The sequence below is a fragment of the Lacticaseibacillus sp. YLM2-1 genome (assembly GCF_056583465.1).
On record NZ_CM152617.1, the window covers coordinates 1,953,494 to 1,976,989 of the forward strand.

Annotated in this window: 20 protein-coding genes; 9 read left to right on the forward strand and 11 right to left on the reverse strand. The window is 47.7% G+C overall.

From position 1 onward, the window contains the following. Positions 1–11: 11 nt before the first annotated feature. Positions 12–938 carry a type I pantothenate kinase gene (gene coaA / locus AC07KQ_RS09515; protein WP_173959232.1) on the reverse strand — a complete coding sequence of 309 codons (927 nt, stop codon included), beginning with the start codon at positions 936–938 and terminating at the stop codon, positions 12–14. Between the two features lie 155 nt (positions 939–1,093). On the opposite strand from coaA, the gene AC07KQ_RS09520 reads away from it, so the two are divergent. Together AC07KQ_RS09520 and AC07KQ_RS09525 are read left to right on the forward strand one after the other, a co-directional pair. Continuing rightward, the gene (locus AC07KQ_RS09520) at positions 1,094–1,456 is read left to right on the forward strand and encodes a hypothetical protein (protein WP_016379349.1); all 363 of its coding nucleotides are present in this window, start codon (positions 1,094–1,096) and stop codon (positions 1,454–1,456) included. Between the two features lie 46 nt (positions 1,457–1,502). Then, complete coding sequence (locus tag AC07KQ_RS09525; RefSeq protein WP_003575717.1) at positions 1,503–1,793, forward strand: hypothetical protein; 291 nt, start codon at positions 1,503–1,505, stop codon at positions 1,791–1,793. A 63-nt stretch (positions 1,794–1,856) separates the two neighbouring features. On the opposite strand, the gene AC07KQ_RS09530 is transcribed toward AC07KQ_RS09525, so the two are convergent. The 4 genes from AC07KQ_RS09530 to AC07KQ_RS09545 all read right to left on the reverse strand — a co-directional run bounded on the left by AC07KQ_RS09530 (position 1,857) and on the right by AC07KQ_RS09545 (position 6,853). After that, a complete protein-coding gene (locus AC07KQ_RS09530; protein ID WP_003570749.1) occupies positions 1,857–3,266 on the reverse strand; it encodes a C69 family dipeptidase in 1,410 nt (469 codons plus the stop codon). A 331-nt stretch (positions 3,267–3,597) separates the two neighbouring features. Beyond that, positions 3,598–4,074 (reverse strand): acyl-CoA thioesterase, encoded by a 477-nt coding sequence (locus AC07KQ_RS09535; protein WP_003566302.1) that lies wholly within the window; start codon positions 4,072–4,074, stop codon positions 3,598–3,600. Positions 4,075–4,078: 4 nt separating this feature from the next. Next, positions 4,079–6,370, reverse strand: coding sequence for an RNA polymerase recycling motor HelD (helD, locus tag AC07KQ_RS09540; RefSeq protein ID WP_003566303.1), 2,292 nt, complete (start codon positions 6,368–6,370; stop codon positions 4,079–4,081). 288 nt (positions 6,371–6,658) lie between these two features. Next, positions 6,659–6,853, reverse strand: a complete 195-nt coding sequence (locus tag AC07KQ_RS09545) for a hypothetical protein (protein WP_003566305.1) — start codon at positions 6,851–6,853, stop codon at positions 6,659–6,661. Between the two features lie 71 nt (positions 6,854–6,924). On the opposite strand from AC07KQ_RS09545, the gene AC07KQ_RS09550 reads away from it, so the two are divergent. The 3 genes from AC07KQ_RS09550 to AC07KQ_RS09560 are packed head-to-tail and all read left to right on the forward strand — an operon-like array spanning position 6,925 to position 10,228. Further along, entirely contained in the window at positions 6,925–8,754 is a 1,830-nt protein-coding gene (locus tag AC07KQ_RS09550; protein ID WP_149591159.1) for a monovalent cation:proton antiporter family protein, read from the forward strand. 55 nt (positions 8,755–8,809) lie between these two features. Further along, entirely contained in the window at positions 8,810–9,709 is a 900-nt protein-coding gene (locus AC07KQ_RS09555) for a proline-specific peptidase family protein (RefSeq protein WP_016379770.1), read from the forward strand. Positions 9,710–9,766: 57 nt separating this feature from the next. Next, positions 9,767–10,228, forward strand: a complete 462-nt coding sequence (locus AC07KQ_RS09560; protein ID WP_003595483.1) for a hypothetical protein — start codon at positions 9,767–9,769, stop codon at positions 10,226–10,228. A 122-nt stretch (positions 10,229–10,350) separates the two neighbouring features. Here AC07KQ_RS09560 and AC07KQ_RS09565 read toward each other — a convergent pair whose 3' ends face one another. From AC07KQ_RS09565 to hemH, 3 genes are all read right to left on the reverse strand, one after another. After that, positions 10,351–11,595, reverse strand: coding sequence for an ISL3 family transposase (locus AC07KQ_RS09565; RefSeq protein WP_003577841.1), 1,245 nt, complete (start codon positions 11,593–11,595; stop codon positions 10,351–10,353). A 214-nt stretch (positions 11,596–11,809) separates the two neighbouring features. Then, on the reverse strand, positions 11,810–13,162 hold the full coding sequence (locus AC07KQ_RS09570; RefSeq protein WP_003595484.1) for an Nramp family divalent metal transporter: 1,353 nt from the start codon (positions 13,160–13,162) through the stop codon (positions 11,810–11,812). Beyond that, positions 13,149–14,114, reverse strand: a complete 966-nt coding sequence (gene hemH, locus AC07KQ_RS09575; RefSeq protein WP_003566318.1) for a ferrochelatase — start codon at positions 14,112–14,114, stop codon at positions 13,149–13,151. Before hemH ends, AC07KQ_RS09570 begins: the two co-directional genes overlap by 14 nt. A gap of 157 nt (positions 14,115–14,271) precedes the next feature. On the opposite strand from hemH, the gene AC07KQ_RS09580 reads away from it, so the two are divergent. After that, positions 14,272–14,931 (forward strand): histidine phosphatase family protein, encoded by a 660-nt coding sequence (locus AC07KQ_RS09580; protein ID WP_003566320.1) that lies wholly within the window; start codon positions 14,272–14,274, stop codon positions 14,929–14,931. A gap of 352 nt (positions 14,932–15,283) precedes the next feature. Here AC07KQ_RS09580 and AC07KQ_RS09585 read toward each other — a convergent pair whose 3' ends face one another. Both AC07KQ_RS09585 and AC07KQ_RS09590 read right to left on the reverse strand, forming a co-directional pair. Continuing rightward, positions 15,284–17,092, reverse strand: coding sequence for an FtsX-like permease family protein (locus AC07KQ_RS09585; RefSeq protein ID WP_003585113.1), 1,809 nt, complete (start codon positions 17,090–17,092; stop codon positions 15,284–15,286). 12 nt (positions 17,093–17,104) lie between these two features. Next, positions 17,105–17,863 carry an ABC transporter ATP-binding protein gene (locus tag AC07KQ_RS09590; protein WP_003595487.1) on the reverse strand — a complete coding sequence of 253 codons (759 nt, stop codon included), beginning with the start codon at positions 17,861–17,863 and terminating at the stop codon, positions 17,105–17,107. Between the two features lie 300 nt (positions 17,864–18,163). On the opposite strand from AC07KQ_RS09590, the gene AC07KQ_RS09595 reads away from it, so the two are divergent. From AC07KQ_RS09595 to hflX, 3 genes are all read left to right on the forward strand, one after another. Next, positions 18,164–19,819, forward strand: a complete 1,656-nt coding sequence (locus tag AC07KQ_RS09595; protein ID WP_003602832.1) for an APC family permease — start codon at positions 18,164–18,166, stop codon at positions 19,817–19,819. A 135-nt stretch (positions 19,820–19,954) separates the two neighbouring features. Continuing rightward, positions 19,955–20,836 carry a diacylglycerol/lipid kinase family protein gene (locus tag AC07KQ_RS09600; RefSeq protein ID WP_149591162.1) on the forward strand — a complete coding sequence of 294 codons (882 nt, stop codon included), beginning with the start codon at positions 19,955–19,957 and terminating at the stop codon, positions 20,834–20,836. A 137-nt stretch (positions 20,837–20,973) separates the two neighbouring features. Further along, positions 20,974–22,269 carry a GTPase HflX gene (gene hflX / locus AC07KQ_RS09605; RefSeq protein WP_003595494.1) on the forward strand — a complete coding sequence of 432 codons (1,296 nt, stop codon included), beginning with the start codon at positions 20,974–20,976 and terminating at the stop codon, positions 22,267–22,269. Between the two features lie 137 nt (positions 22,270–22,406). On the opposite strand, the gene AC07KQ_RS09610 is transcribed toward hflX, so the two are convergent. Continuing rightward, entirely contained in the window at positions 22,407–23,363 is a 957-nt protein-coding gene (locus tag AC07KQ_RS09610) for a polysaccharide deacetylase family protein (protein ID WP_016383940.1), read from the reverse strand. Between the last annotated feature and the right edge of the window lie 133 nt (positions 23,364–23,496).

Below are 23,496 nucleotides of genomic sequence, written 5' to 3' on the forward strand. Positions count from 1 at the left end.
TCAGCCATATCTTACCATTTTCGCAGCGAAACTTGGTCAATTTCATGTCCCGTTGTTTTGTGCAAAATAATATCAGCACGATTTTTGGTTGGCAGGATGTACTCATTCAGGTTCTTGAGGTTCACATCGCGCCAAACTTGCCGCGCCATCGCGAAGGCATCGGCTCGGTCGCCGATCGCGTATTGATAGTAATAGTTGTTCGGATCCGTGAAGGCCGTGTCGAGCAGGATGCCGAAACGTTCCAGATACCATTGTTCAATGAGGTCAGGATTGGCATCAACGTAAATCGAGAAATCAAAGTAGTCGCTGACGTAGATTGGCTGCTTGCTTGGCAGCTGGAGCACGTTGATCCCTTCGACAATCAGAATATCTGGTCGATCGATCAGCTCATATTCGCCTGGGACAATGTCGTAAATCTGGTGGCTATACTTTGGTGCACGCAAAGCGCCGCTCGCATTTTTGACGTTGTTCATGAAATGGATTAAAAGTTCCATATCATAGCTTTCAGGGAAGCCTTTACGATCCAGAATTCCCCGACGTTCTAACTCAGCATTAGGATATAAAAAGCCGTCTGTCGTCATCTGTTGCACGCGTTTTTCCGGATAAGCCCGGCTCAGCAACAGTTGCAGCAAGCGCGCGGTGGTGCTTTTACCAACTGCCACCGATCCAGCAATACCAATAATGAATGGTGTGTGCGGATTTCGTTGCATCCCTAAAAAGCGGCTCAAGGTGAACATATCGCCTTGATAATCCTCATAGCGGATGTGAATCAGGTGTCGCAATGGTGAGTAGATCATTTTGACATCATCAAGACTGATTTCATCATTCAATGATCGCAACTGCGCCAACTCTCCATCAGTGACATTGGTGAAGTTCTGGGAATGGAATTGCGACCATTCTGCACGATCAAATTTATAGTAATTCATTTCGGATTGCATAACTTACCGTTTCCTTGCGTTTAATGTTCTCATTTTAGCATAGAAAGCCCCAGTTGTTCGGCCAATCCTTTTCTTGACAACAAAGAAAAAAATCTTCACAATCAACCTATCAAAACGACGCGATGCCAGCTCGAACACTGACGGAGGTGCCAGTAATGCTTGAACTAGTAGGCGAGTTTCTCCTTTCCTTTTTCATTGAACCGATTTTAGATGGCGTAATTGCCCCACTTTTAGCGCCCACTTTTAAACAAGAAAGTTCCTTACGAACTAATTCAATCAGACTGGTCATCACGCTCATCCTTAATAGCGCGATTGCAGGCGGTGGCGGCTGGTTGTTGTTCGAATCCGCGACGGCCTCACCGGTTTCTGGGGTGGCGATCATCGTCGGACTAAGCATTTTCTCGCTTGGCTTCGTCTTAATCGTGCGTGCTATCATCAAATATGGGGCTTACATCCGCGAGTTGCGTCATATTCGGACGGCCAAGCGTGATGCCGAAAAGCCTTATCAGGAACTTTAACATTGAGGGAGTATACATTTGCCTAACATCCAAGGAGGCACGCTGAATGCTTAACCAAATTGGAAAATTTATTTTATCGATTTTGCTGGCCCTTTTCCTCGTGCCAACATTCCGCCGCAGTCCATCCCCGTTTTGGTACTGGGCATGGTATGTGTTACTGGTCATTTTTTGTGTCAGTGGCACTGGCTTTGGTATCTGGCTGCTTGTCCTCGCGCGGTTTCGCACCACGGCCGGCATTATCGTCTTTGTTGGCATCTTATTGATAGTGTTGATGCCACTCTTCTTAATTCGCGCGACCACCCAATTTAATCGGTATCGCCATCGTAGTCAAAAATAGGCAAACAAAGAGCGCTCTTCATCGAGCGCTTTTTGTTTGCCTTCAATTGGTGCCAGTCATCACCTAGTCGTGCAAGGTGAACTGTAACTTCATTTTTGGCGCTGCTGCCGCCACCATTTGACCTAACAACTCATTGCTGTTGGCCATGGCGATCGTTGCCATCTGCTCATTGGCAGCTGTCAGATGATCGGCAATATCCTTGGCATCTTTGACAGCTTCATCAGTTGTGAGCTGCAAGTGCCGGCAAGCGGCGACTGTTTTTTGTTCAAAAACATCTTCCTGATCCTTAAATAACGAAAAGTCGTAGTCACCAAACGTTGCTAACAGGTTGCTTAGCCAGTACATTTTCGTCACATCGAACTTGTCGCCGGTTTCGCGGTATGCTGCTGGTGTGTCATTGACATTAGCGTAAAACGGCACAACGGCATTAAAGGTGTTCGGGCCAAATGCCAACCAGTGAATGCCGGCAACTGCAGCTGGCACATTGTTGCGAATCTGCAAAATGTGAAGTTCCTGATTACGGTTGATGCCGATTGGCCGATAAAGCTTCTTCTGTGCTGGCGTGCCTGTCGTGCCGTAAACATCGTATGGCGTATTTTCATAGTGGGAACTTTCCACAAACTTCACGTCTTCGATGCTGATTTTTTTGCTAGTCCGGCAAATGAATGGCAGATCCTGATCGATCGGTGTCGTATCGAATTCAGGGTTGAAGTATTTCTGACCGTACCAAGCACGTGGGTTGTTGTAACGGGTATCCTTGATCGTAGCGGAGCCGAAAATGTGGCGCAAGTTGTACCCTTCCGCATCTGGATTGAGGTGATAGGTTTCAATCAGATCGCGCAGATCGGCACTACTCATCGTGTCATCGCTAGCAAAATCGAAATCGGTGATATTGAAGCGGTTCGGCGCCACCACATAGGCATCGTCGGGAATTCGGATGGCTGCCCAATGATGACCGCCAATACTTTCAAAGTACCAAACCTCATCTTTGTCAGCAAATGCGATCCCGTTGCTTTCGTATGTGCCATATTGTTCAAGCAAACTGCCCAAGCGTTGAACCCCGTCCCGCGCGCTATGAATGTATGGTAGAACGATCGTTGGCATGTCTTCTTCGCCAATCCCCGCTGCCACCAGCGGATCAACACCAAGGACACGGCTATTGGTTGTAATCGTTTCGGTTGAGGTCATGGCAATATTTTCGCTATTAATCCCTGCTGCCGCCCAGATACCGTGGCCGTCTTCTGCTTCCGGGGTGGCCGTGTAGCCCAAGGGATCGGCCGGCAAATCAATCGCGAACTTGCTGAGCACGGATTGATAGTGACGCGGCTGATCTTCAGGTTTCACGTACACGAATTTCTGCGGATGCAATGGTGACTCACCGTCTTCGTTTCGGGCAATGATCGTGGAGCCATCAATTGAAGCTTTCTTGCCAACAAGCACCGTGGTACATGAACCGACATATCGTTTTGCCAAAATAATCGTCCTTCTTTCAAAATGAATCCGCATATGTGCAGCACTGTGCGGGAGTTGATTTATGGTTTACTTTACCGCGCGAAAACGGGTTTGCCAAGCGTGCCCGAAAACAAGTAACAAAAATAGCCATCCCTAAAGTTTAACCGCCTTGGGATGGCTATTTGTAAATTCAGAGCCGCTGTTGACGGCGTTGTTGGTTCATAGAGGCTAGTGACTGGAAAACGGTAGCTTTTTTACAGACTCATTTATCATGCATTTTAATGGTGCGTCTAGTCAAACTGTTCTGGTCTCTGGACTGACGATCTTTTTTAACTTTTCAAAATCCAAGCTTTCAATCCAACGGCACCTCGCCGAAGCTAGCATTGATTTTCCGATAGTCGGCGCGTCGTTCATCGTAACCGGCTAGCAAGCGCTTTTCAAACTCAGATTCTGCTTCGACCGGCGGCAGTGGGCCGTCTTCTTTGTGGCGGGCTACAAAGGTTGCAAAGGCGGTGCCGACTTGGAAGCGTTCGCCAGTGGCTAGATGTTCACCAATTAACTGAATGAAAACTTCCAGTGAACGGTGACCCACGCCGCTGACCATGCACCTAATGACCAGTGCATCCCCCATTTTAACCGGTGCAGCCAGATGCACCATGTCCAATGAGCCAGTCGCTAAACCACGGCGGCCGAGTCGTTGTGCGGCAATTGAGCTGACGTCATCGATCCAAGTAAAGATCTGGCCGCCAAACAATGTCTGATGCGCATTCAGCATACCTGGAAAAACACGATAACTAGAAACAGCTAAGGTGTCATGCATTTTGACCATCTGTTTACCCCCGCTCGTACAAGTCAGCCGGTACTTTGTCTAACAACGGCGTCACATCAGGACTAGCCAGCATGGTTAGTCGATGCATGGCCCGGGACGCCACCGTGTACAACAACTCACGTTCATCCTCTTCATGGTAATTGGCCGCATTGATTTGCCAAAGCACAACGGCATCGAATTCGAGCCCCTTAGCCAAAAAGCTTGGAACAACGATGACGCCGGCTGCGAGTCGTTGATTTTCAGACTTGATCAAAGTTACTTTGATGCCAGCCGCCTTCATTTGTTCATAAATGGCTTCTGCGGCTTCCAGCGTTTTCGCAATGACCGCAGTTGTCTGCTTCGCTTCATTGTTAATTTTCAATTGATCCTGCAAAGCCGCCATCAACCCGGCTTCATCTGGACGAACGACCAACTTTGGCAATGGTCCTTGGCGATTGAACGCCACGATTTTTTGACCAGACGTGAGAATCGCTTTCGTAAAGTCGGTGACCTGTTTGGTAGACCGATAACTTTGGGTTAACTGCACGACGCGGGTTTTTTCTGGATCAAACAGCTTGCTGGTTTCGTTAATCAGCGTCCGCGAATCGTCTTTTGTGAAAATAGCCTGATTGAGATCGCCTAGCAACGTAAACTTCGCCCGCGGGAAGCTGTCCTTGAGGTAGGCGAGCTGGTATGGTGTGTAATCTTGAATTTCATCAATGAAGACATACCGCATCTCGCGTTCACCATGGCGACCAGTGATCAAATCATACAAGTGCAGATATGGCGTTGCGTCTGCCATTGGTAGTTGGCGTTCCTTAAATAAGGTAATAAAATGATCGACTTCTGCCTGCCAGTCATCAGCACTAATGCCCTCGGCCTCGAGGTCATAAATAGCTGGTACTTCACGCAAGAAACTAACATACTGTCCGCGAATATTAAGGAAGCGATTACGGACAATATCTTGTTGAATTTCGTTGAAGCCACGCATCACCAGTTGGCGGGCGAAGAACCGATATTCGTCATCACTATTCTTAAACTCTTTCGGGCCGTCTTGTTGCATGGAGCGAATCTCTTCACCGCTTAGATTTTCAACGGCTTCTTGCACCCACTGGGATTTCATTTCGGATTCAATTTTCCGATTGAGCATTTTGATCAGCCGTTCCTTGGTGGCGGTTAGGCGATTGCCCATGTGATAATTTTCGTTGTAGCTATAAAAGATTTCATGAATCCGCCGGCGTGAAAAGAACACCTCACCACGGAAGCGAATGTCACGGAAGCGCAAGCCTGATTTTTCAAGACTTGTCGCATATTTCTTGGCTGTCTCAAAAAAGTCTAAGCTACCTTTGACACGTGCAATTTTCTTTTGAACTGGGGTTAGCTGTTGCTCGAACTGAGAGAAAAGGTTTTGGACGTCAATGTGTGGTAACCGTCGCGTGACATATTGGTAATAAGTGAATTGCACCATGTTCTGTTCGCCAAGTTCTGGCAAAACATTGCTGATGTAGTCAGAGAAAAGTTGGTTAGGACTGAACATAATCACCTGACTACTACTCAGGTTGCCCCGGTACCGATAAAGCAGATAAGCAACCCGCTGCAACACGGCACTGGTTTTCCCGGAGCCAGCTGCGCCTTGCACAAACAATAAGTCCGCTTTGGTGTCACGGATAATCTGGTTCTGTTCACGCTGGATCGTGGTCACAATCGTCTTCATTTGGGTGTCTGACTTTTCGCCTAACACTTCCAACAGCATCTGATCGCCGATGGTTTCGGTAGTATCGAACATTGTCTGAATTTTGCCGTTTTTAATGACAAATTGACGCTTCAAAGAAACCGTGACCTGTTGCGGGCCATCAGGCGTTTGATAGGTAACCTTGCCCAAACCGCCATCATAGTAAATTGAGCTGATCGGCGCGCGCCAGTCGTAGATGAGAAACTTACCAGCTTCATTGGTGAAGGAACCTAAGCCGATATAAATCGTCTCCGGCTTTTCCCGGCCTTCTTGGAAATCAATCCGCGCAAAATACGGATTGCCCATCAACCGCTTAACAGTCGCGAGTTGCTGCGCGCTTTGCTTCCACGCATTGGTTCGCTCATCAAGCACGCGTTGCTGTTGCTGAATTGAGGCCGCAGTTTCAATCGTTTCAGCGTAGTCGGTGAAGTTCAAGGAAAAATCATTGAAGAAGTTGTCACTGATGTTCTTCTCTTCAGACTTTGTCTTAGCCATCTCTTTTGAAAGACGGCTTTCGGCACCGGAGAGCTCCTTCATGATGCCTGTCAAATGTGTCTGCTCTTTTGCTTGTTCGTTCTCAGCCACGACGTCATCCCCTTTAACGGTTACTAAATAATCGTTATAACATCTTATCACTTATGCGTCTTGGTAGCAAAAGAGCTTGAGTAGAAGAGACTGTAGCGCAATCTGATTCTATTTTAGGCGTCAGAACACCGTAAGTCCGAGTTGGCTACGCGGCGATTGGGCTGGAACGCCATGGGCACAGCTGAGCCCATCGCCGCTCCGCCAACTCGGACTATCGGGCATCCTCCGACTGAGATAGAAAGACAATTGCACACGGCCTTGCTCAAACTAGCCGTCAATGGAAGCGGTCTAAAGCTTTCCCCTCAACAACGGCGTCCATGCTTCAAGCACGTACCCAACCGCCAAGCCAATCGCGACGCCTAATAATATTTGCTTGAATGGTAAGCTAATCAAAAGACCTAGCAACACGCATGTACCAACGATGACAGAGCGCCGATTGAAGAACCCCTGGCCTTGTTTTTTTGATTTATTATTTTGTGACATGATATTTCCTTTCTTTTATCCGCACTTTTCGTTACCATTGACCCATCTATTATCGCTGATTGGAGGACATTATGGAATCCATTTCGTTATTAATTGTGCTCACAGCGGCGTTTTTGACGCCGCTGCTGATGGCACATTTTCATATTAATAGTATCCCGACTGCTGTTGCGGAAATTTTGGTTGGCATTGTGCTGGGCAAAAGTGTCTTAGGCTGGGTCAGGACTGGTGGTGAGATGGGCTCGCTGAGTGAGTTGGGTGTCACCATTCTGATTTTTCTTTCCGGCATGGAAATTGACTTCTCGCTGTTCAAGCCCCAGCCCAAAACAACTGATGGACCCAAGCAGCCAAACCCGGTCATGCTAGCAATCACGGGATTTTTGACTGTCATCGTGCTTAGTCTCGGGTTTAGCTACTTCCTGCAACTCATTCACTTCTTTAACTATCCGATTTTTGCTACGATTTTGTTCACCACCATCGCGCTGGGTGTCGTGATTGCCGCGCTGAAGGAAAAAGAGTTGCTGCATCAGCCGATTGGCCAAACTATTTTATTAATTGCCGCCCTTGGTGAAGTGGTGCCGTTGGTAAGTTTGACGGTTTACTCAGCGTTAGCAGGCAAATCGGATCGTAATTTGTGGCTATTATTATTGTTGCTGCTTGCCGCCTTATTCCTCCTGAGCCGGTTTAAGCGCATCTACGGCTTCCTTGCCACCATTGATAAAAGTACGACGCAGTTAGACATTCGGCTGGCTTTCTTTCTGGTTTTTGCCTTAGTCACCGTAGCATCACGGGTCGGCGCCGAATCAATTCTCGGCGCTTTCCTAGCTGGCATGGTGATGAAACTGCTCGGTCCCCGGCAAGAAACGCAGGATAAGTTGACCTCATTAGGTTATGGGTTCTTCATTCCTATTTTCTTCATTGTCACCGGCGCTAATCTTGATCTAAAAGCACTGGTTGCCGACCCAAAAAGTCTTTCATTAATTCCGCTAGTTCTGATCGGCTTCTTTATTGCTAAGATTGGCTTGATCCCAGTGCTGCGCCGGCGGTTTAAGCCTCAAAACGCCTTGGCTGGCGGTTTCTTGCTGACCACGACCATCACGCTGGTCATCCCGACCCTGACAGTTGGCCGCAATCTCGATATTTTATCAGACCAGCAATCCGGCGCGTTCACCCTCGCCGCTGTCATTGCCTGTGTCGCCGGTCCAATTCTCTTTAACACCTTTTTCCAGCCGGAACCGGAACATTTTAAAAAGACAAAAGTGACCTTCATCGGTGGCAATCTGCTGACAGTACCGATTGCCCAACATCTCAGTCCTGATCGCTATGAAGTAAAACTGTTGACAGATAAGCCAGAAAATTACCACACGTATAATTCAGAAATCAACATTGCCTTGGCAGCCTATACCGAATCCGCTTTGAAAGCCGCTGCTGCTTATGACTGTGACATCATGGTTCTTGGCGATTTCGATGCGGACACCAACTACGATCTCGCGACCATGGCATTAGCCGAAAAAGTGCCACGGATCATTGCGCGATTCGCTCCAAAAGATGCTACCAGTGATCGCTATGATCGCTTGCGAGCCCAAGGTGTCGAAGTGTTTAACGCCTTAGAGGCAAATGTTGCTTTGTTGCGGAGTCTCATTGAAACGCCGTCAACCTTGCAAATTCTGGATGACACCGTTGCTGGCATTTACGAAATCACCGTGCGCAACTCGCGATTTGCTGGCCTTGAATTGAAAAATCTGCCATTTATTGATGACATTACCGTTAGTCAAATCTATCGCAATAAAAAGTTCGTCGCACCGCATGGCGACACCCAAATTCATCTCGGCGATCATTTAATCTTTTCCGGTGACAAATACGTGATTCGCGACATTCGCGAACAAGTCGAGAAATTGAATTAAAGCTCACCGCATCGCGTGGTACAATGAGATTATTCTAAGAAAAAAAGGTGATCAAATGAAACAAGGGACAACAATCCTGACCTTAGACAATGGGTATCATTTGTGGACCAACACACAAGGTGAAGGCGATATCCATCTTCTTTGCTTGCATGGCGGCCCTGGTGGCACTCATGAGTATTGGGAAAACTTTGGCGAAGAGCTGGCCGGCGTTCAGGTACATATGTACGACCAACTTGGCTCGTTTTATTCCGATCAGCCGGATTATACCGACCCGGAAATCGCTAAAAAATACCTGACCACTGACTACTTTCTTGGCGAAGTAGAAGAAGTTCGCCAAAAGCTGGGTCTGGATCATTTTTACCTCATCGGCCAAAGCTGGGGCGGTGCCTTAACCCAGCTATATGCCCTGAAATATGGTCAGCATCTTAAAGGCGCAATTATCTCTTCAATGGTCGATAACATCAACGAATACGTTGATCATATCAACCTCGTCCGTGAAGAGGCTTTGCCGCCGTCTGCGGTTAAGTACATGAAGAAAATTGAAAAAGCTGGTAACTGGGACGACCCGCAGTATCAGAAATATGTGGATGTCCTGAATCGCGGTTATGTTGATCGCAAACAGCCACCAGCAATTTCACACCTGATTAGCACCATGGCCACGCCTGTCTACAATGCTTTCCAAGGCGACAATGAGTTTGTTGTGACCGGTAAGTTGAAGAACTGGGATATCAGTGATCAGATTCACAATATCAAAGTTCCAACCTTGCTCACATTCGGCGAACATGAAACCATGCCACTGAAGTCAGCCCAACGTATGGCTGAGGTCATCCCACATGCCCGACTGGTCACCACCCCAGACGGCGGCCACCATCACATGATTGATAACGCCCCAGTTTACTTCAAACATTTGAAGCAATTTATCTCTGATGTCGAAAATGGGACTTTTAACGACTAATATCACCGAACGCGCCGCAGTTAGCGACGCGTTTTTCTGACGAAGGAGTATGAAAGCATGGCTTATACAGTTGATTTTAAAACGGTCAGCACCATTGGTCTTGAAAGCTCGCCTGTTGCTGCAGCATTGGCAGGATTGCGCGCAAATGAAGCGCGTTACATCTGGAATAAGTATAAGGAACCTTATATCACTTATCCGGCTGCCGAAAAACCTGACAGTCTCGCGTGGGTTAATGAAATTCTTGCCGAACGCGACTTGCAAATTTCCGCCAAGCCCTTGGAAGTCAGCGATTTGAACTTACCGGATTTGCACTGGGTTGAGGTTTACTATCAAGACGGATTAGCCATCAACGTGATGTATAGCCTGTCCGACCCCAAAAAACGCGCGGTTGGCTTTAAACTTAGCGATGGCATGGCGGTGCCGACTGAGCTTGAAGACAAGTTTAAATTTGCCCGGCAAAAGTCGAAGCTTGCTGGCACCATTCGGGGGTCTTTTTTCGTCATCAAGGGCAGCTATTGAAAAAAGACAACTTTTTAACTTGATAAGCTTACACATACAAAAGAGGCTCTACGTCAACTGGTGTTGAAGAATAAATTTATCATTTGAGGCGGTTCTCCATTTGGGGAGCCGTCTTTGTCATGTTATGCCGTGATTTGGTAGATTCGTTTGAAGAAGTTCAGCTGATTCTTGAAGCCAAAACAGGATCGTTTGAGTGACTTGATGAGGCGGTTAACCCCTTCGATCGGACCGTTGGAATAAGGGCTGGTGACAGCGGCGAGAACAGCGACTTTGTGTCGCTTAAGCGTCGCGATCGTCATGTCCATTGCCGTACCGTTTGGCTCGTAAGTAGCTAACAGGTTTGCCAGTTCCGTGGGATGTTTCTTCACCATCAAGGCATCATGAAGCGCTAAGTAGGTCTCGTAGGTTTGCTTGAGCTTGGGCTCAGTATCAAGTGCGATATCGATGGCCTCCTGTTGCGTGACGTATTCATTCAAACCAAACAGGAACTGTTTGTGTTTAGCGTCAGGCGCAGTTTGATGAAAAAGCCGCCAGTTTGTCTTCATGATCTTATAAGGACGGCTGTGTTTGTCATCAAGCTGTTTGAGCGCTTGGACGCGTACCTGATCAAGGGCACGAGCCGCAAGTTGAATGATATGGAACCGATCAATGACGACTTGGGCCTTGGGGAAAACCTCATGAATAATCGTCTGATAAGCTGCATTCATGTCCATGGTGACCGTCTGGACCCGAGTGCGTTCAGCGAGTGAATAATGAGCGATGAAGAAGTTTTTAATCGTGCGGTTGAATCGATCACCAAGCAAGGCAATCAGACGATGTGAATCGGCATCAAGACAGATAAACGACATCATGCCATGAGTAGAACGGAACTCATCAAAGCAGAGTCGCGTGGGCAGCCGGCGAGCCGGTCGGAGTTTGAGATTTTGGTCAATGATCCGTTGAACCGAGGAAGCTGAGATTCCGATAATACGGGCGATGGTTTTGACTGGCAACCGTTCATGCGCTAACTTCATGATTCGCTCTGTCATGTGAGTGGCGATCGTGTGGTTGGGTTGCACGAGTGGCGTCTTGGCACTGACTGTGTGGTAACAGTTATGACAGCGCCATCGTTGCTTGTGCAAGTCAATGACTGTCGGCATTTCAACCCCATTGAGGACGCGCACGTGGGCCGTATAAAACCCGTTAGGGTGCAAGGCCTCAAAGCCACACAGTGGGCACCGGGTTAACCGGTAAGTCAGCTCGGCATCAATCACATGATACTGGCGGCGACGTACCCCGTTGCCGCGATATTCATGACGAACAAAGGCAACTTTGATATTATGGTCTGGTATTCCAAGGACGGACAGTGTAGGATCGTATTGGGACATTTACTCATAACCTCGCTTGCTTTTGGTTTCGACGCTAACAAGCATAGCATGGACACTGAGTAGGTGTCTTTTTGCGTTATCCAAAAAGGGCCTACACGTTCAGTGTTGATTATTTCTCAACACCAGAAAGTGTAGACCCACAAAAGACGGCCACGGTGATGTTCCTCAATAATGGAGGTATGACATCACCGTGGCCATTTTTGCGTATAATCGTTTAAACAAAGACTGAAATGGCCAGCTGAATATTTAGAACGGTGATCACACCCGTCAGAAAATAGCCGACCCACCGCACGAGTTGCGAATTAACGTGGGTACCCATCAAATCACGCCGATTCGTCAAGGCCACCAGCGGGAAAAGCGTAAATGGCAAGGCAATGCTCAATGACACCTGCGCATAGACAATAACTTGCTCAAAGTTGTGTTCGCTAAAACCGATCATGAAGCCAATCACCATGATGGGAATGAGCGTCACGAGCCGCGTCAGCAACCTCCGCTCCCACAATGGCATGCGAATGTTCAGATAACCTTCCATCACAATTTGCCCTGCTAAGGTGCTTGCAATCGAGCTAATCAAGCCCGTGATGAGCAACGCAAATGCGAATAATGTGCTCATTAACGGACTAGCCAGCCCGCCAACAATCATCGGATTTTTCAACCCGTTATAGACACCTTGAAAAGCCGTCACATGGCCGCCCACGCCATAAAACAACGCTGCCCCAAGAATCAATAGCAAGGCATTAATCAGAAAAGCGGCGACTAGATGCACATTGGAATCCCACTTACCAAATCGCAGCGCCTCGGTCACCTGTGCCGGAATATGCTCGTCGTATTTGCGACTCTGGGCTAGTGAAGAGTGCAAGTAAATGTTATGTGGCATGATCGTGGCGCCCATGATGCCGAGACTGAGCAGTAACATGCCATGATTCGTCAGGATGTCCGTATGCGGCACAAAACCGCCAGCAATCCCGCCAATTGACGGATCGGCTCGCGCAACTTCAATGCCGAAAATGATGCCGACTGTGAGAATCGATACCAGCACAATCAACTCAATTCGGCGAATGCCAAATCGTAAGAATAATAAAACAACCAGCACATCAGCGATGGTTAGGAGCATTCCCCACATCAAGGGCAGGCCAAACAGTAGTTTTAGCGCAATCGCCGTCCCCACAACGCCAGTCATATCCGTGGCCATCATAGCTGCCTCATTGATCAACCATAAGCAGATGCGGCTCCAGTGCGGAATAAATGCGGCAATTGCTTGGGCCAGATCTAATCGTGCGACCACGCCAAGTTTAATCGCCAGCGTTTGCATGAACATGGCCACCAAAATCGACATCAAGAGTACCGATAGCAAGGCGTAGTGATACCGACTGCCACCTTCAAGTGCCGTTAGCCAGTTACCCGGATCCATATAACCAACAGCAACCAAGGCACCCGGCCCGCTGTATGCCAGAAACTTCTGAAAAAACGAAGATTCATAAACACTCGGCACCTGCACGCTGCGGTTAATGTCATCAAGACTGCGTTTTTCGCGTTGCACTGTTAAGCGTTCATCAGGCCTTGCCATGGTTCGCCTCCGCCGCAATCTTATCCTCAGCCAACTTAGCTAAAAAGTCACAAAACGGCTCGCAACCATTCATCGGTCGGACAGTCGCAAAGTTTTTGCCGCCATTAGCACGAAATGTTTGATAATTCTGGACATTATTTTCTTCCAGTGTTTCCAAACAATCAGCCACAAAACTCGGGGTTGCCACTAACACATTGCGCTTACCCAAAGCAGCCAGTTCCATCAACCGATTGCGTAAATATGGCTTCAACCATGGAACCGGGCCAAACTTTGACTGATAACACATCTCAACCTTAGTCTGGGGCACTTTCTTAAGATACTGCTTCACACCTGCTGTGGTCGTTTCACATTCCTGCTGATACGGATCACCATGCCGCACCATCGCTGTCGGAATGCCATGATAGCTCAGAATCACGGTATCATACGCCCCCGCTTCATAAGCATCGTCGATCTGTTGCGCAAGAATCTTTTGATAGTCTGAATGATCATAAAAACGGTCAATAACCACGGTCTTCACGCCTGAAGCCGCGACCTTATCCAAAATAGTCTTCGTCGTACTTTGCGTGTATTCAGGAAACAGCGGAATCACCACAATCGGCGCATCACCACGCGCCGCCATCGTCTGCAGCGTTTCGCCAATCGGATACTCGCCGCCATAGTTCATCGCCATCTGCACATCCCAGTCAGGCAACCGCTCGCGAAGCCGATCCCGGGTCACCTGCGTATAGGCAATCAATGGCGAGCCAGCTTGGGTCCACTCATGCTTATAGAAAGTTGCTGACCGCCAGCTGCGAAAGGGTAAAATAAAACCACGCAAAATCGGTTGCCACAGGGCTTTAGGCATTGTGATGACGTTCTGATCACTCAGAAACTCCCGTAAATACCGCCGTACATCCTTTGTCTCCGGCGAAACCGGCGATCCCAAATTAACAATCAACAACCCTTTTGCCATCCTGCTACCTCCGCATGTGATTCACTGAATAATTAAAGAATAGCACACGTTAGGACTGATTGCGGCGTTGTTCAAGATGCTCTTTAAGCATAACCACCATGCTTTTCTATGCTAAACTAGTCTTAGCAATCAACTTCCGAGGAGGCAGATGAATACAATGAAAGGCATCACAGTCTATCTGGTGCGCCATGGTCAGACATGGTTCAACCATTTTAATAAAATGCAGGGTTGGTGTGACTCGCCATTAACCGATAATGGGATTAAAGATGGTACTAAAACGGGTGTCATTCTACGCAACGTGGCCTTCACACACGCTTATTGCAGCGACACCATGCGAGCTACTCGCACGGCCGATCTGATTCTCAGCAAAAACGTCACTGGCAAGATTCCGCTAACCGTCACCCAATACTTTCGCGAACAATTTTATGGCTATTTTGAGGGTGAAGATTCTAGCAAAACTTGGTATGAAGTCGGCTTCCCGCATGGTGCCAAGACCTATCCAGAAATTTTGGAAAAATATGGGGTTGACGCCTCAAAAGACTTCATGCACGATGCTGATCCTTTCCACGAAGCCGAAGATGCGCGCACTTACTGGACTCGGCTGATGAAAGGCTTCCGCCAGTTGCGGGCCGAAAACCATGAAGGTGATAAAGTCCTGATGGTCAGCCACGGCACGACCATTCGCAGCATCGTCGATAAGTTCGGCAAAAATGATGGTTATGTGGTCACCGATTCGCCTCGCAACGGCTCCATCAGTAAAATTCTTTTAACTGATGAGGGCATTAAAGTATTGAGTTATAACGAGTTTGAAGCATAGTTTGTCCAAACTGAACCTTTTGCCACTTTTGTATTGTCGAGCAAATAAAAATGCCCTTTCAGACAAAACCAGTCTCTAAGGGCATTTTTATGTTGTTCATCTGTCAATAGATGTCTGCACACGACGTTTTAGTCGGTTAACTTTAAGCGTTCAAATCTGCTATTTTTCAAGAAAACAAAGATGGTGGGCTCAAACTTCTTGCCGTGCCAAACTCCGGTCTTTGAAAATCACAATAATAATCCATGAACAGGTAAAAGCGAACAACTTCCCGATATTAGGGAAATTGTTCGCTTTTTAATTGTCAGCTGAGAATTATGTTCCAGCCTATAGTGCAACCTAAAGGATCTTTTCTTTAGGCTTTTTCCGCTAAGTTCTTATTGATCACAATGCTCTGGTACATCCAAACTGTCGCCAGATAATAGAGTGCATACAGAACGATGAACAAACCGAATGGTAACGCAAGATGCCCGTATGGTGCGCGCAACATGGTCTTAAAAAGCTGAAGGCCAAACAAGACGTGGATAATGCCAACGAAACCTGGGAGTAGGAACAAGGCTCCGATTTCTTGCCGAATTGAGCGTCGCAATGCACGCGGTCGTGCCCCGATTTTCTGCAACATCAGATAACGACTCTTGTCATAATTGGCCCCAGATAGAATCTTGAACATCAGCGTCGAAGCTAACATGCCGAGGAAAGCAATGCCGAGGAAGAAGCCCATAAAGGCGAGGCCAGAGAACATGCTGTTCACTAGCGCATAAATCATAAACTTCTGATCGCCGTTACTGCTCCATAATCGCGGATATTGCTTGCTTTGCAGCTCGACAATTTTCTGAATCGTGTCGTAGTTTTGACCGAAATCCTTAACTTTAAACGTGGTCAAAGTTTCTGCATTCCCGAGCTTCGCGAAGGTCGCGGCATCTGCGACTTTCATTTGTTTACCTCGATTATTGCCGATAAAAATACCAAAAGAACTTGGATAACGTTCAGTCATCTCCGCAAAGTTGCGGCTCGTGACTTTAATATTCGGCGTATCAAGTCCTCCGTCATTGGCTTTAATTTCAAGCGGATGGGCATCGAGAGCTTGCTGGCTGATGTAAACCGTTTTGGCATCCGATTTAATCGTATAGTCTTGCTTAGCAGTGACATCCTGCAACCGACTGATTTGCGCACGGGTCGCAGCATTTGGCGAGGCAACTGTTAAATCGTAGGCGGTCGCCTGACTCGCCAAATCCGGAATATCATGCGTAAAGCCAAGGCCAACAGTAATCGCTCCTAAAGCTAAAGCAAACAGCATGGCAACCACAGATAAAATCCGCGTATAGTCCCGAATCCGGAAACTCAGCTGCGACAAGGTAAACGTATGCAACTGTTTGGCTGCAAACTTGTGGTTTCGCTTCAATAAGCCAATCAGCGCGACAAAGACTGAGTTAAACAGGAAATAGGTTCCTAGAACGATGGTAACCAAGGCCAATGGAATCGCCATAATCCCGATTTTAGCGATGGCATACATGCTGTAGTAGCCAACCGCAAGCAAAATCAGTCCCAAGACAATCTGTAAGACGAAAATTCCTTTGCGTTGTTTGATTCGATTTGGTGTCTGCGCTTGATGCAACAACCGTAGCATTGGTGTTTTCAATAGTTTTCCAGCATTATAGAACGCCGACAGAATGAATAAGACAATGAAGAAGCCTAATGTCCACAATACGGCTGGCAGCCAAAACGCTGAGAAGCCAGTTGCCGGCGCGTGTAGGGTGTTAATGAGCCATTGTCCCACAAAGGTTGTGCCGACCATCCCGACCAAAATACCGGCAACTGTTGCTAAAAGCCCAATTGCCACGGTTTCAAGGAAAATCAGTTGCGCAATCTTTCGCCCTTTTGCACCGAGCATCATAAACATCGCATAGTCGCGTTGGCGCATGCTAAGTAGAAAACTATTGGCATAGACGATATAAACCAACGTGATAATGGCCAGTAGCACCGCGCCGAAACCAAAAATAAATGGTGTAAAACCAATCGGTGAATTTTTCTTTAAAAAGCTTGTGTTTGTGGCAAGTGACATGAACATGTAAAAAACGGCGCTGGCGATAACCAGACCGGAGAATAAAACCGCATAGTCGCGGAAGCGGTTCTTCAGGCCGCCGAGTGCAAGTTTCGTTAACATAGACGACGCCCCTTACTTTTGAAATGTGCCGAGTGTGTCAAGAATCTCCTGATAGAAGGCTTCCTGACTCTTATCACCATGAACCAGCTCGGAACCGATTTGCCCATCTTTAATGAACAAAATACGGCTGGCATAACTAGCCGAAAACGGATCGTGGGTGACCAACAAGATAGAGACATCCTGTTCCTTATTCAACTGTTCCATGGTATCCAATAACTCACGGGCTGACTTGGAATCCAAAGCACCCGTTGGCTCATCCCCGAACAGGATATCTGGCTTCTGCACCAACGCCCGGGCAGCGGCAACTCGTTGTTTTTGACCACCAGATAACTCCGTTGGATAGTGGTCGAGCACTTCATTGATTCCTAATGTTTGGGCAATGCTATCAACAGCCGCCGCCTGCTTCTTCGCACCCACATTTTGCAACGCGAGCGGGAGGGCAATATTTTCGCGGCCAGTTAGGTTCTCCAACAAATTAAAATCTTGGAAAATGAAACCGATTTTTTTAGCTCGAAAATCTGATAAGGCATCCCCTTTTAATTTTGTGACGTCAGCACCTTTGATCAAAACGGAGCCAGAAGTCGGTGTATCTAACGTACTAAGGATATTGAGCAAGGTCGTTTTCCCTGAACCTGATGCGCCCATGATGCCGACGAATTCACCGGGTTGTACTTCGAAACTGACACCTTTCAATGCGGGTGTTTGTTTTTCCCCTTTTTTACCATAGGTTTTCGTAACGTTGTCAACAGTTACGACAGGTTGCTTGTCCATAATAGACCTCCATTTGTATCTTTGTGTTTTGTTTACAAACTTTATGATAGCGGGTTAGGCTGCCTTTTTCCTGATAATGGCCTAACGGATGGTTGTTTGTAACTTACGGCTTTGTAAGCTGCTTTAGTCTTTCTTTACCTTTTGCCGCAAAACCGCCGCAATCCCTGATATAATCACTAATGGCTTTTGAAAATATACATGAAAGTTGGGTCGCAGTGGGAAAACTCCGTAATAAGGCGCCGGGGATGAGTTTAAAAACCCGTCGTTTTTAAACCTTCAGATATTTAAGGAGCCTTTTATATGAATGAATTAGATAAACCACAGAAACAATATATCCCTTGGGTAGTTGTCGGCCTCATGGACTTTGTCACAGTTATTGGGTTCGATGACATCATTTATAACTTCCAGAATCAAGGACTGGTCGCCTTCACCAGTTGGATCATCATGACTTTCTTCTATGTGATTCCTTACAACCTGATTGTCGCGCACATGGGCTCGACTTTTTCCGAGCATGGCGGTGGCATCACCAGCTGGATGCGTGAAACCAACGGCGACACTGTCGGCTACTATGCGGCTTGGTTCTACTGGATTACCGGCCTGCCCTACGTCGTTGATGTTGCCAACTCTGTCGTCATCTCATTTGGCTGGATCGCAAATGGCAATGGCAACATTCAAGCCAACCTTGGCAATGCTTGGTTTGGAATTCTGACCGCCGTCATTTTCGTCATCTTCATCTGGCTTCAGCATTTCTTCAAAAATAAAAGTCTGGAAATCATGTCAACGATCGGCGGTGGCGCGATGTTTATCATGACCGTTCTCTTCGTGGTGATGACCTTTGTCGGTTTGTCCAAAGGTGCACCAATTGCCACGCGACCCTTTGATTTCAAAGCTTTTATTCCCAAAGATTTCTTCTCACTTAGTTTCTTATCAACTTTCGGCCTGTTCGTTTTTGCGATGAACGGCTCCGAACTTGCAGCGCCATACACCAAAGACATGCGCCATCCAGCCCGCGACTTCCCCAAGGCATTGAAAATGATTGCCATCATGACCATGTTTCTCACATTATTCGGCACTTTCTCGCTCGGCGTTTATTTCAACGCTCATCACTTGCCGAATGACTTGAAAATGAATGGTTCCTATTATGCTTTTCAGGCAATCGGTCGCCAGTTTGGATTAGGTAACAGCCTGATGTATCTTTTCGCTGTTGTCCAAGGCATCTACATGTTGGCCCAACTAGCTGTTATTCTTGACGCTTCAACCCGTGTCTTTCTATCTGACGTCGCCAAACGCTTTATGCCACGGCAATTAACGAAAATGAATGAAGACGGCTTGCCAATCAACGGCTATTGGATGACCACGATCCTTTGTGCTTTGATCATGGCGTTAGGTGCTTTGCTACCAAAAATCAACGACATCTTTAATTGGTTGTTGAACCTCAATGGCATTGTCAGCCCGTTGTCAACCTGCTTCCTTTTCTGGTCTTACACCATGGTTCGCTTACATCAGGATCGCTTCCCGACGCCAGCCTATACTTATCTAAAAAATCGGAAGGTTGGCTTATTCGTTGGGATCTGGATGTTGGGGATTACGTTCCTGCTTGGCACGCTTGGCTTCTTCCCGACAGATGCGACTACGGAGACGTTCGCTTTAATGCTGGTTTTAAACATTGTCGTTCCGATTGGCATGGTGGCCCTTGGTGTTTTGATGCCATGGATCGCCCAACGTCAACGAAAAGCGAGAAACGGTCTCGCATTTGGCAGAACAACTTGGCTCGGCTTCACCGTGATCATTTTGCTCGGATTGGTCAGTGCCGCCACATATGGCATGCATGTCAACCTGCTCAACCATCTCAATCCAATCTTGCAATGGAGCATCATTTTTGTCGTTGATCTCGTCATCATTGGTGTCGTTGCCAAAGTCACCGCCAACGGCCGCCGTCAAATTAGCACTGACTAACCGTTTTTAAATTGAATCGTCACTAGCTGCGACCGTCAAAATCATACAAGCGGTCGTCTTTTTATCCTTAAAATTATCACCGGCCAGCATGTGCTATCGTTCACCGTGATAAACTAGTTAATAGGAGGTGCCGCCATGCTCAGCTATACGATTATCTACAACCCGGCGTCCGGGCATTCTAAAGGACCAACTGCTGCCGAACAACTCAAAACGAAACTGGAAGATCGCCAGCATCAGGTCACGATGGCGCCAACCAAAAGTGCCGATGACGCGCGCGAGTTCGCCTATCACGCCCAAGCAGACATTGTGGTGGCTGTCGGTGGTGACGGCACCATCAATCAAGTTGTCGCTGGTCTCGCACCGCGCAAAAATCCGCCACTGTTGGCCATTTTGCCTGAAGGAACCGTTAATAATCTCGCCAAGGTTTTGCATATTCCGTTACTGTTGCCGTTAGCCATCAAAAACATTCTTGAAGCTGCCCCACAGCCACTCGACGTTGCTCAGGTCAATAATCACTACATGGTCAGCACGTTGACCCTCGGTGTTTTAGCAAATGCGGCTTTATCCGTGACCCAGAAAGAAAAACAGCACTTCGGCCCGATCATCTACCTCATGAAGGGCTTTAAAGTTCTGGTTCAACATCAACATTGGATCCTGCAGTTGGATAGCGCCGATGGTAAGTGGCAAAAAGACACGCAGTTCCTATTAATCACAATGACAAACTCAGTCGGCGGCTTCACCAACGCCGTCCCTGACGCTGCCCCTGATGATGGTCGGCTGCACGTTTTCCTCGCCCCCAAACTGACCTTGTGGCGATCACTACTAGCAATCCCGTACTTCATCACCGGCAACTTCCAAAAACTGCCCGGTATGACCTACTTTGCAACCAAAGAGTTGACCATCAAAACACCGAAAACCTTACAAAGCAGGATTGACGGCGATCCTAGTACCAAAACGCCATTGACGCTGAAGGTGATTAGCGATCATATTCAGGTCCTGGCACCGAATGTTGGGTAGATTTGGGCTACCGTGTTACACTTGGTCTAATGAATCGAAAGGGGTGAATCGCCATGCGGTTACGTCAGGCGCGCCATGAATGATGATCTGCTAGCACCGATCCGCGGCGACCAAGCCCGGATCAATGAAAGGAATTTATGACTGAACAATTATCCAATGAACCTCAATCAGAAAATGTTTTAATTACCGGTATCTCGCGTCAGCAGCCCGACTTTGATTACACCATGACCGAACTCGGCGAACTTGCCAAAGCGGATAACTACACCGTCGTCGGCGAGGTCCGCCAAAGTCTCGATCGCGCCGCAGCCGCCACCTATTTTGGCAGTGGCAAAGTCGATGAGATTCGCGAACTTGCTGACGTCAAAAACGCAACGACTATCATCATCAACGATGAACTGTCGCCATCACAACTCCGCAATCTCGAAAAGCAAACCAAACTGCACGTGATTGATCGAACCCAGCTGATCCTAGATATCTTCGCTGATCGTGCCCGTAGCAAGGCAGCCAAAACCCAAGTTGAAATTGCCCAACTGCAATACGCCTTACCACGGCTGCATCCCAGCGCCAACCGGCTTGATCAGCAGGTTGGTGGTGGTGCTGGTTTTGCCACACGTGGTTCAGGGGAAACGCAACTTGAACTTGATCGACGGGTTCTCAACAAGCGGATCAGCCATCTGCGTCGCGAACTCAAAGACGCGAGTGTTGGTGATCAGGTCCGCCGCGCCCGGCGCGAAGGTAATGACATCCCCGTCGTTGCACTAGTCGGTTACACCAACGCTGGCAAAAGCACCACGATGAATGGCTTACTCAATCTTTTTGCCGACCGTCCGGAAGACAAACAAGTTTTTGAAAAAGACATGCTCTTTGCCACCTTGGACACCAGTGTCCGGCAACTCACCTTGCCAGACAATCGCAAGTTCCTGCTCAGCGACACAGTCGGCTTCGTCTCAAAACTGCCACATAATTTGATTGACAGTTTCAAAGCCACCCTCGCTGAAGCAGCCAACGCCGATCTTTTGATTCAAGTCGTGGACTACTCCGACGAAAACTATCCGGAAATGATGGCTATCACTGAAAAGACGTTGAAAGAAGTCGGCATCGAAAATATTCCGATGATCGAAGCTTACAACAAAGCCGATTTGCGTGAAGGCACCCGCTATCCTGAAGTCACTGGCCAACGCATCGTGTATTCCGCCCGTGATAAAAACTCGTTGGAAGCCCTGACCCGTCTGATCAAAGCCGACATCTTCGGCCAAGACGAAGAACACACCTACCTGATCCCATTTGATCAAGGTCAACTCGTCAGTTATCTGAATCAGGAAACTGTCGTCAAGGCCACTGACTACCGCGAAGATGGCACGCTTATTACCGCTGTCGTCAACCCAGCACAAAAAGGTAAGTTGGCCCGATTCGCTGTAAAAGAAGAAGTTTAACCCCTTTTCGCTGGGAAAGCACAAAAGAAGAGCACCAACGGCAATCAGCTTGCCGTTGGTGCTCTTTTCTTTTTGTCTAGGTTGCTCTGGTTAGACGCACCACTAGCTGTCCGGCAAAGAAACGCCTGTCAGGGTCTTTATTCCAAAACGCCAAATTTATAACCATTGTCACGATAATACTGAATGATCCGCGGCAACGTTTTAACCGTCAGATCCTTACCAAGGGCATCATGCATTAAGACAACTCGCACGTTACTGGCCGGATAAACATTCAGGGAACGTAGATGGTATTGCAGCATCGCATCCTCAGTCTTCGGCTCCTGCGCCGGACTAAGTGCATCGCCGACTGCCGCATCCCAATCAATCCAATCGAGACCAAGCCGACTAAGCGCGACGTCTGCGGCAGCCAAGCCCTTCCAGCTAAAATGACCACCCGGATATCGCCAAATATGACTGCGAAAATCCGATCCCAAAACCTGTTGGACAGCGGCTTGGGCACTCTTCGCCTCATTCTCGATTACTGCCGTGGCTCCCACCCGACTAGGATAAAGCAAACTATAATCGTGCGTCATGCTATGTAATCCAATTGCATGCCCAGCATCATATTCCGCCTTAAGAACCGGCGCTGTCTCTGGACTGACCTGCTTGCCAACGACGAAAAAAGTCCCATGAACGCCAGCCTGACTGAGAATATCCAAAACCTTAGGCGAATTAACCGTATTCGGACCATCATCGAAAGTTAAAAATACCACCTTCTCTTTAATTGGACTTGTATACGGTGCATCCATCTCTTGTTTGACTTGGGCAACTGGATAAGCATATTGATTGGCACTTTCGATGTGATTCTGTCCCATTTTGGCCGCTGCAACTTTTTCCATCTCTCGATGTTTAGCCACCCTCGCTGCAGTGCGTAAACGCTCCTTTGATGCTTGCCGCTGTGACTCCGCTATCTTTGATTTTTGCTTGCTAATACGAACAGCATGGCGTTTAATTTGTTCATCGTGGAAATAACGCGTAGTTGTATAAATACCGCCAACGATCAACAATAGTGCTAAGAAAACCACCGATACTCTTGTAACTTTGCGAAGACTCACCGATCCACCTCAATATCTTTATCCGTTAATTTCAAAAATATTTTAACATGAATCGGGTAAACTATGGTTTAAATTTGATTCGAAAAAGAGATAACTCCAAAAATGAATGTCTTCCAGACCATTAAAATCATGA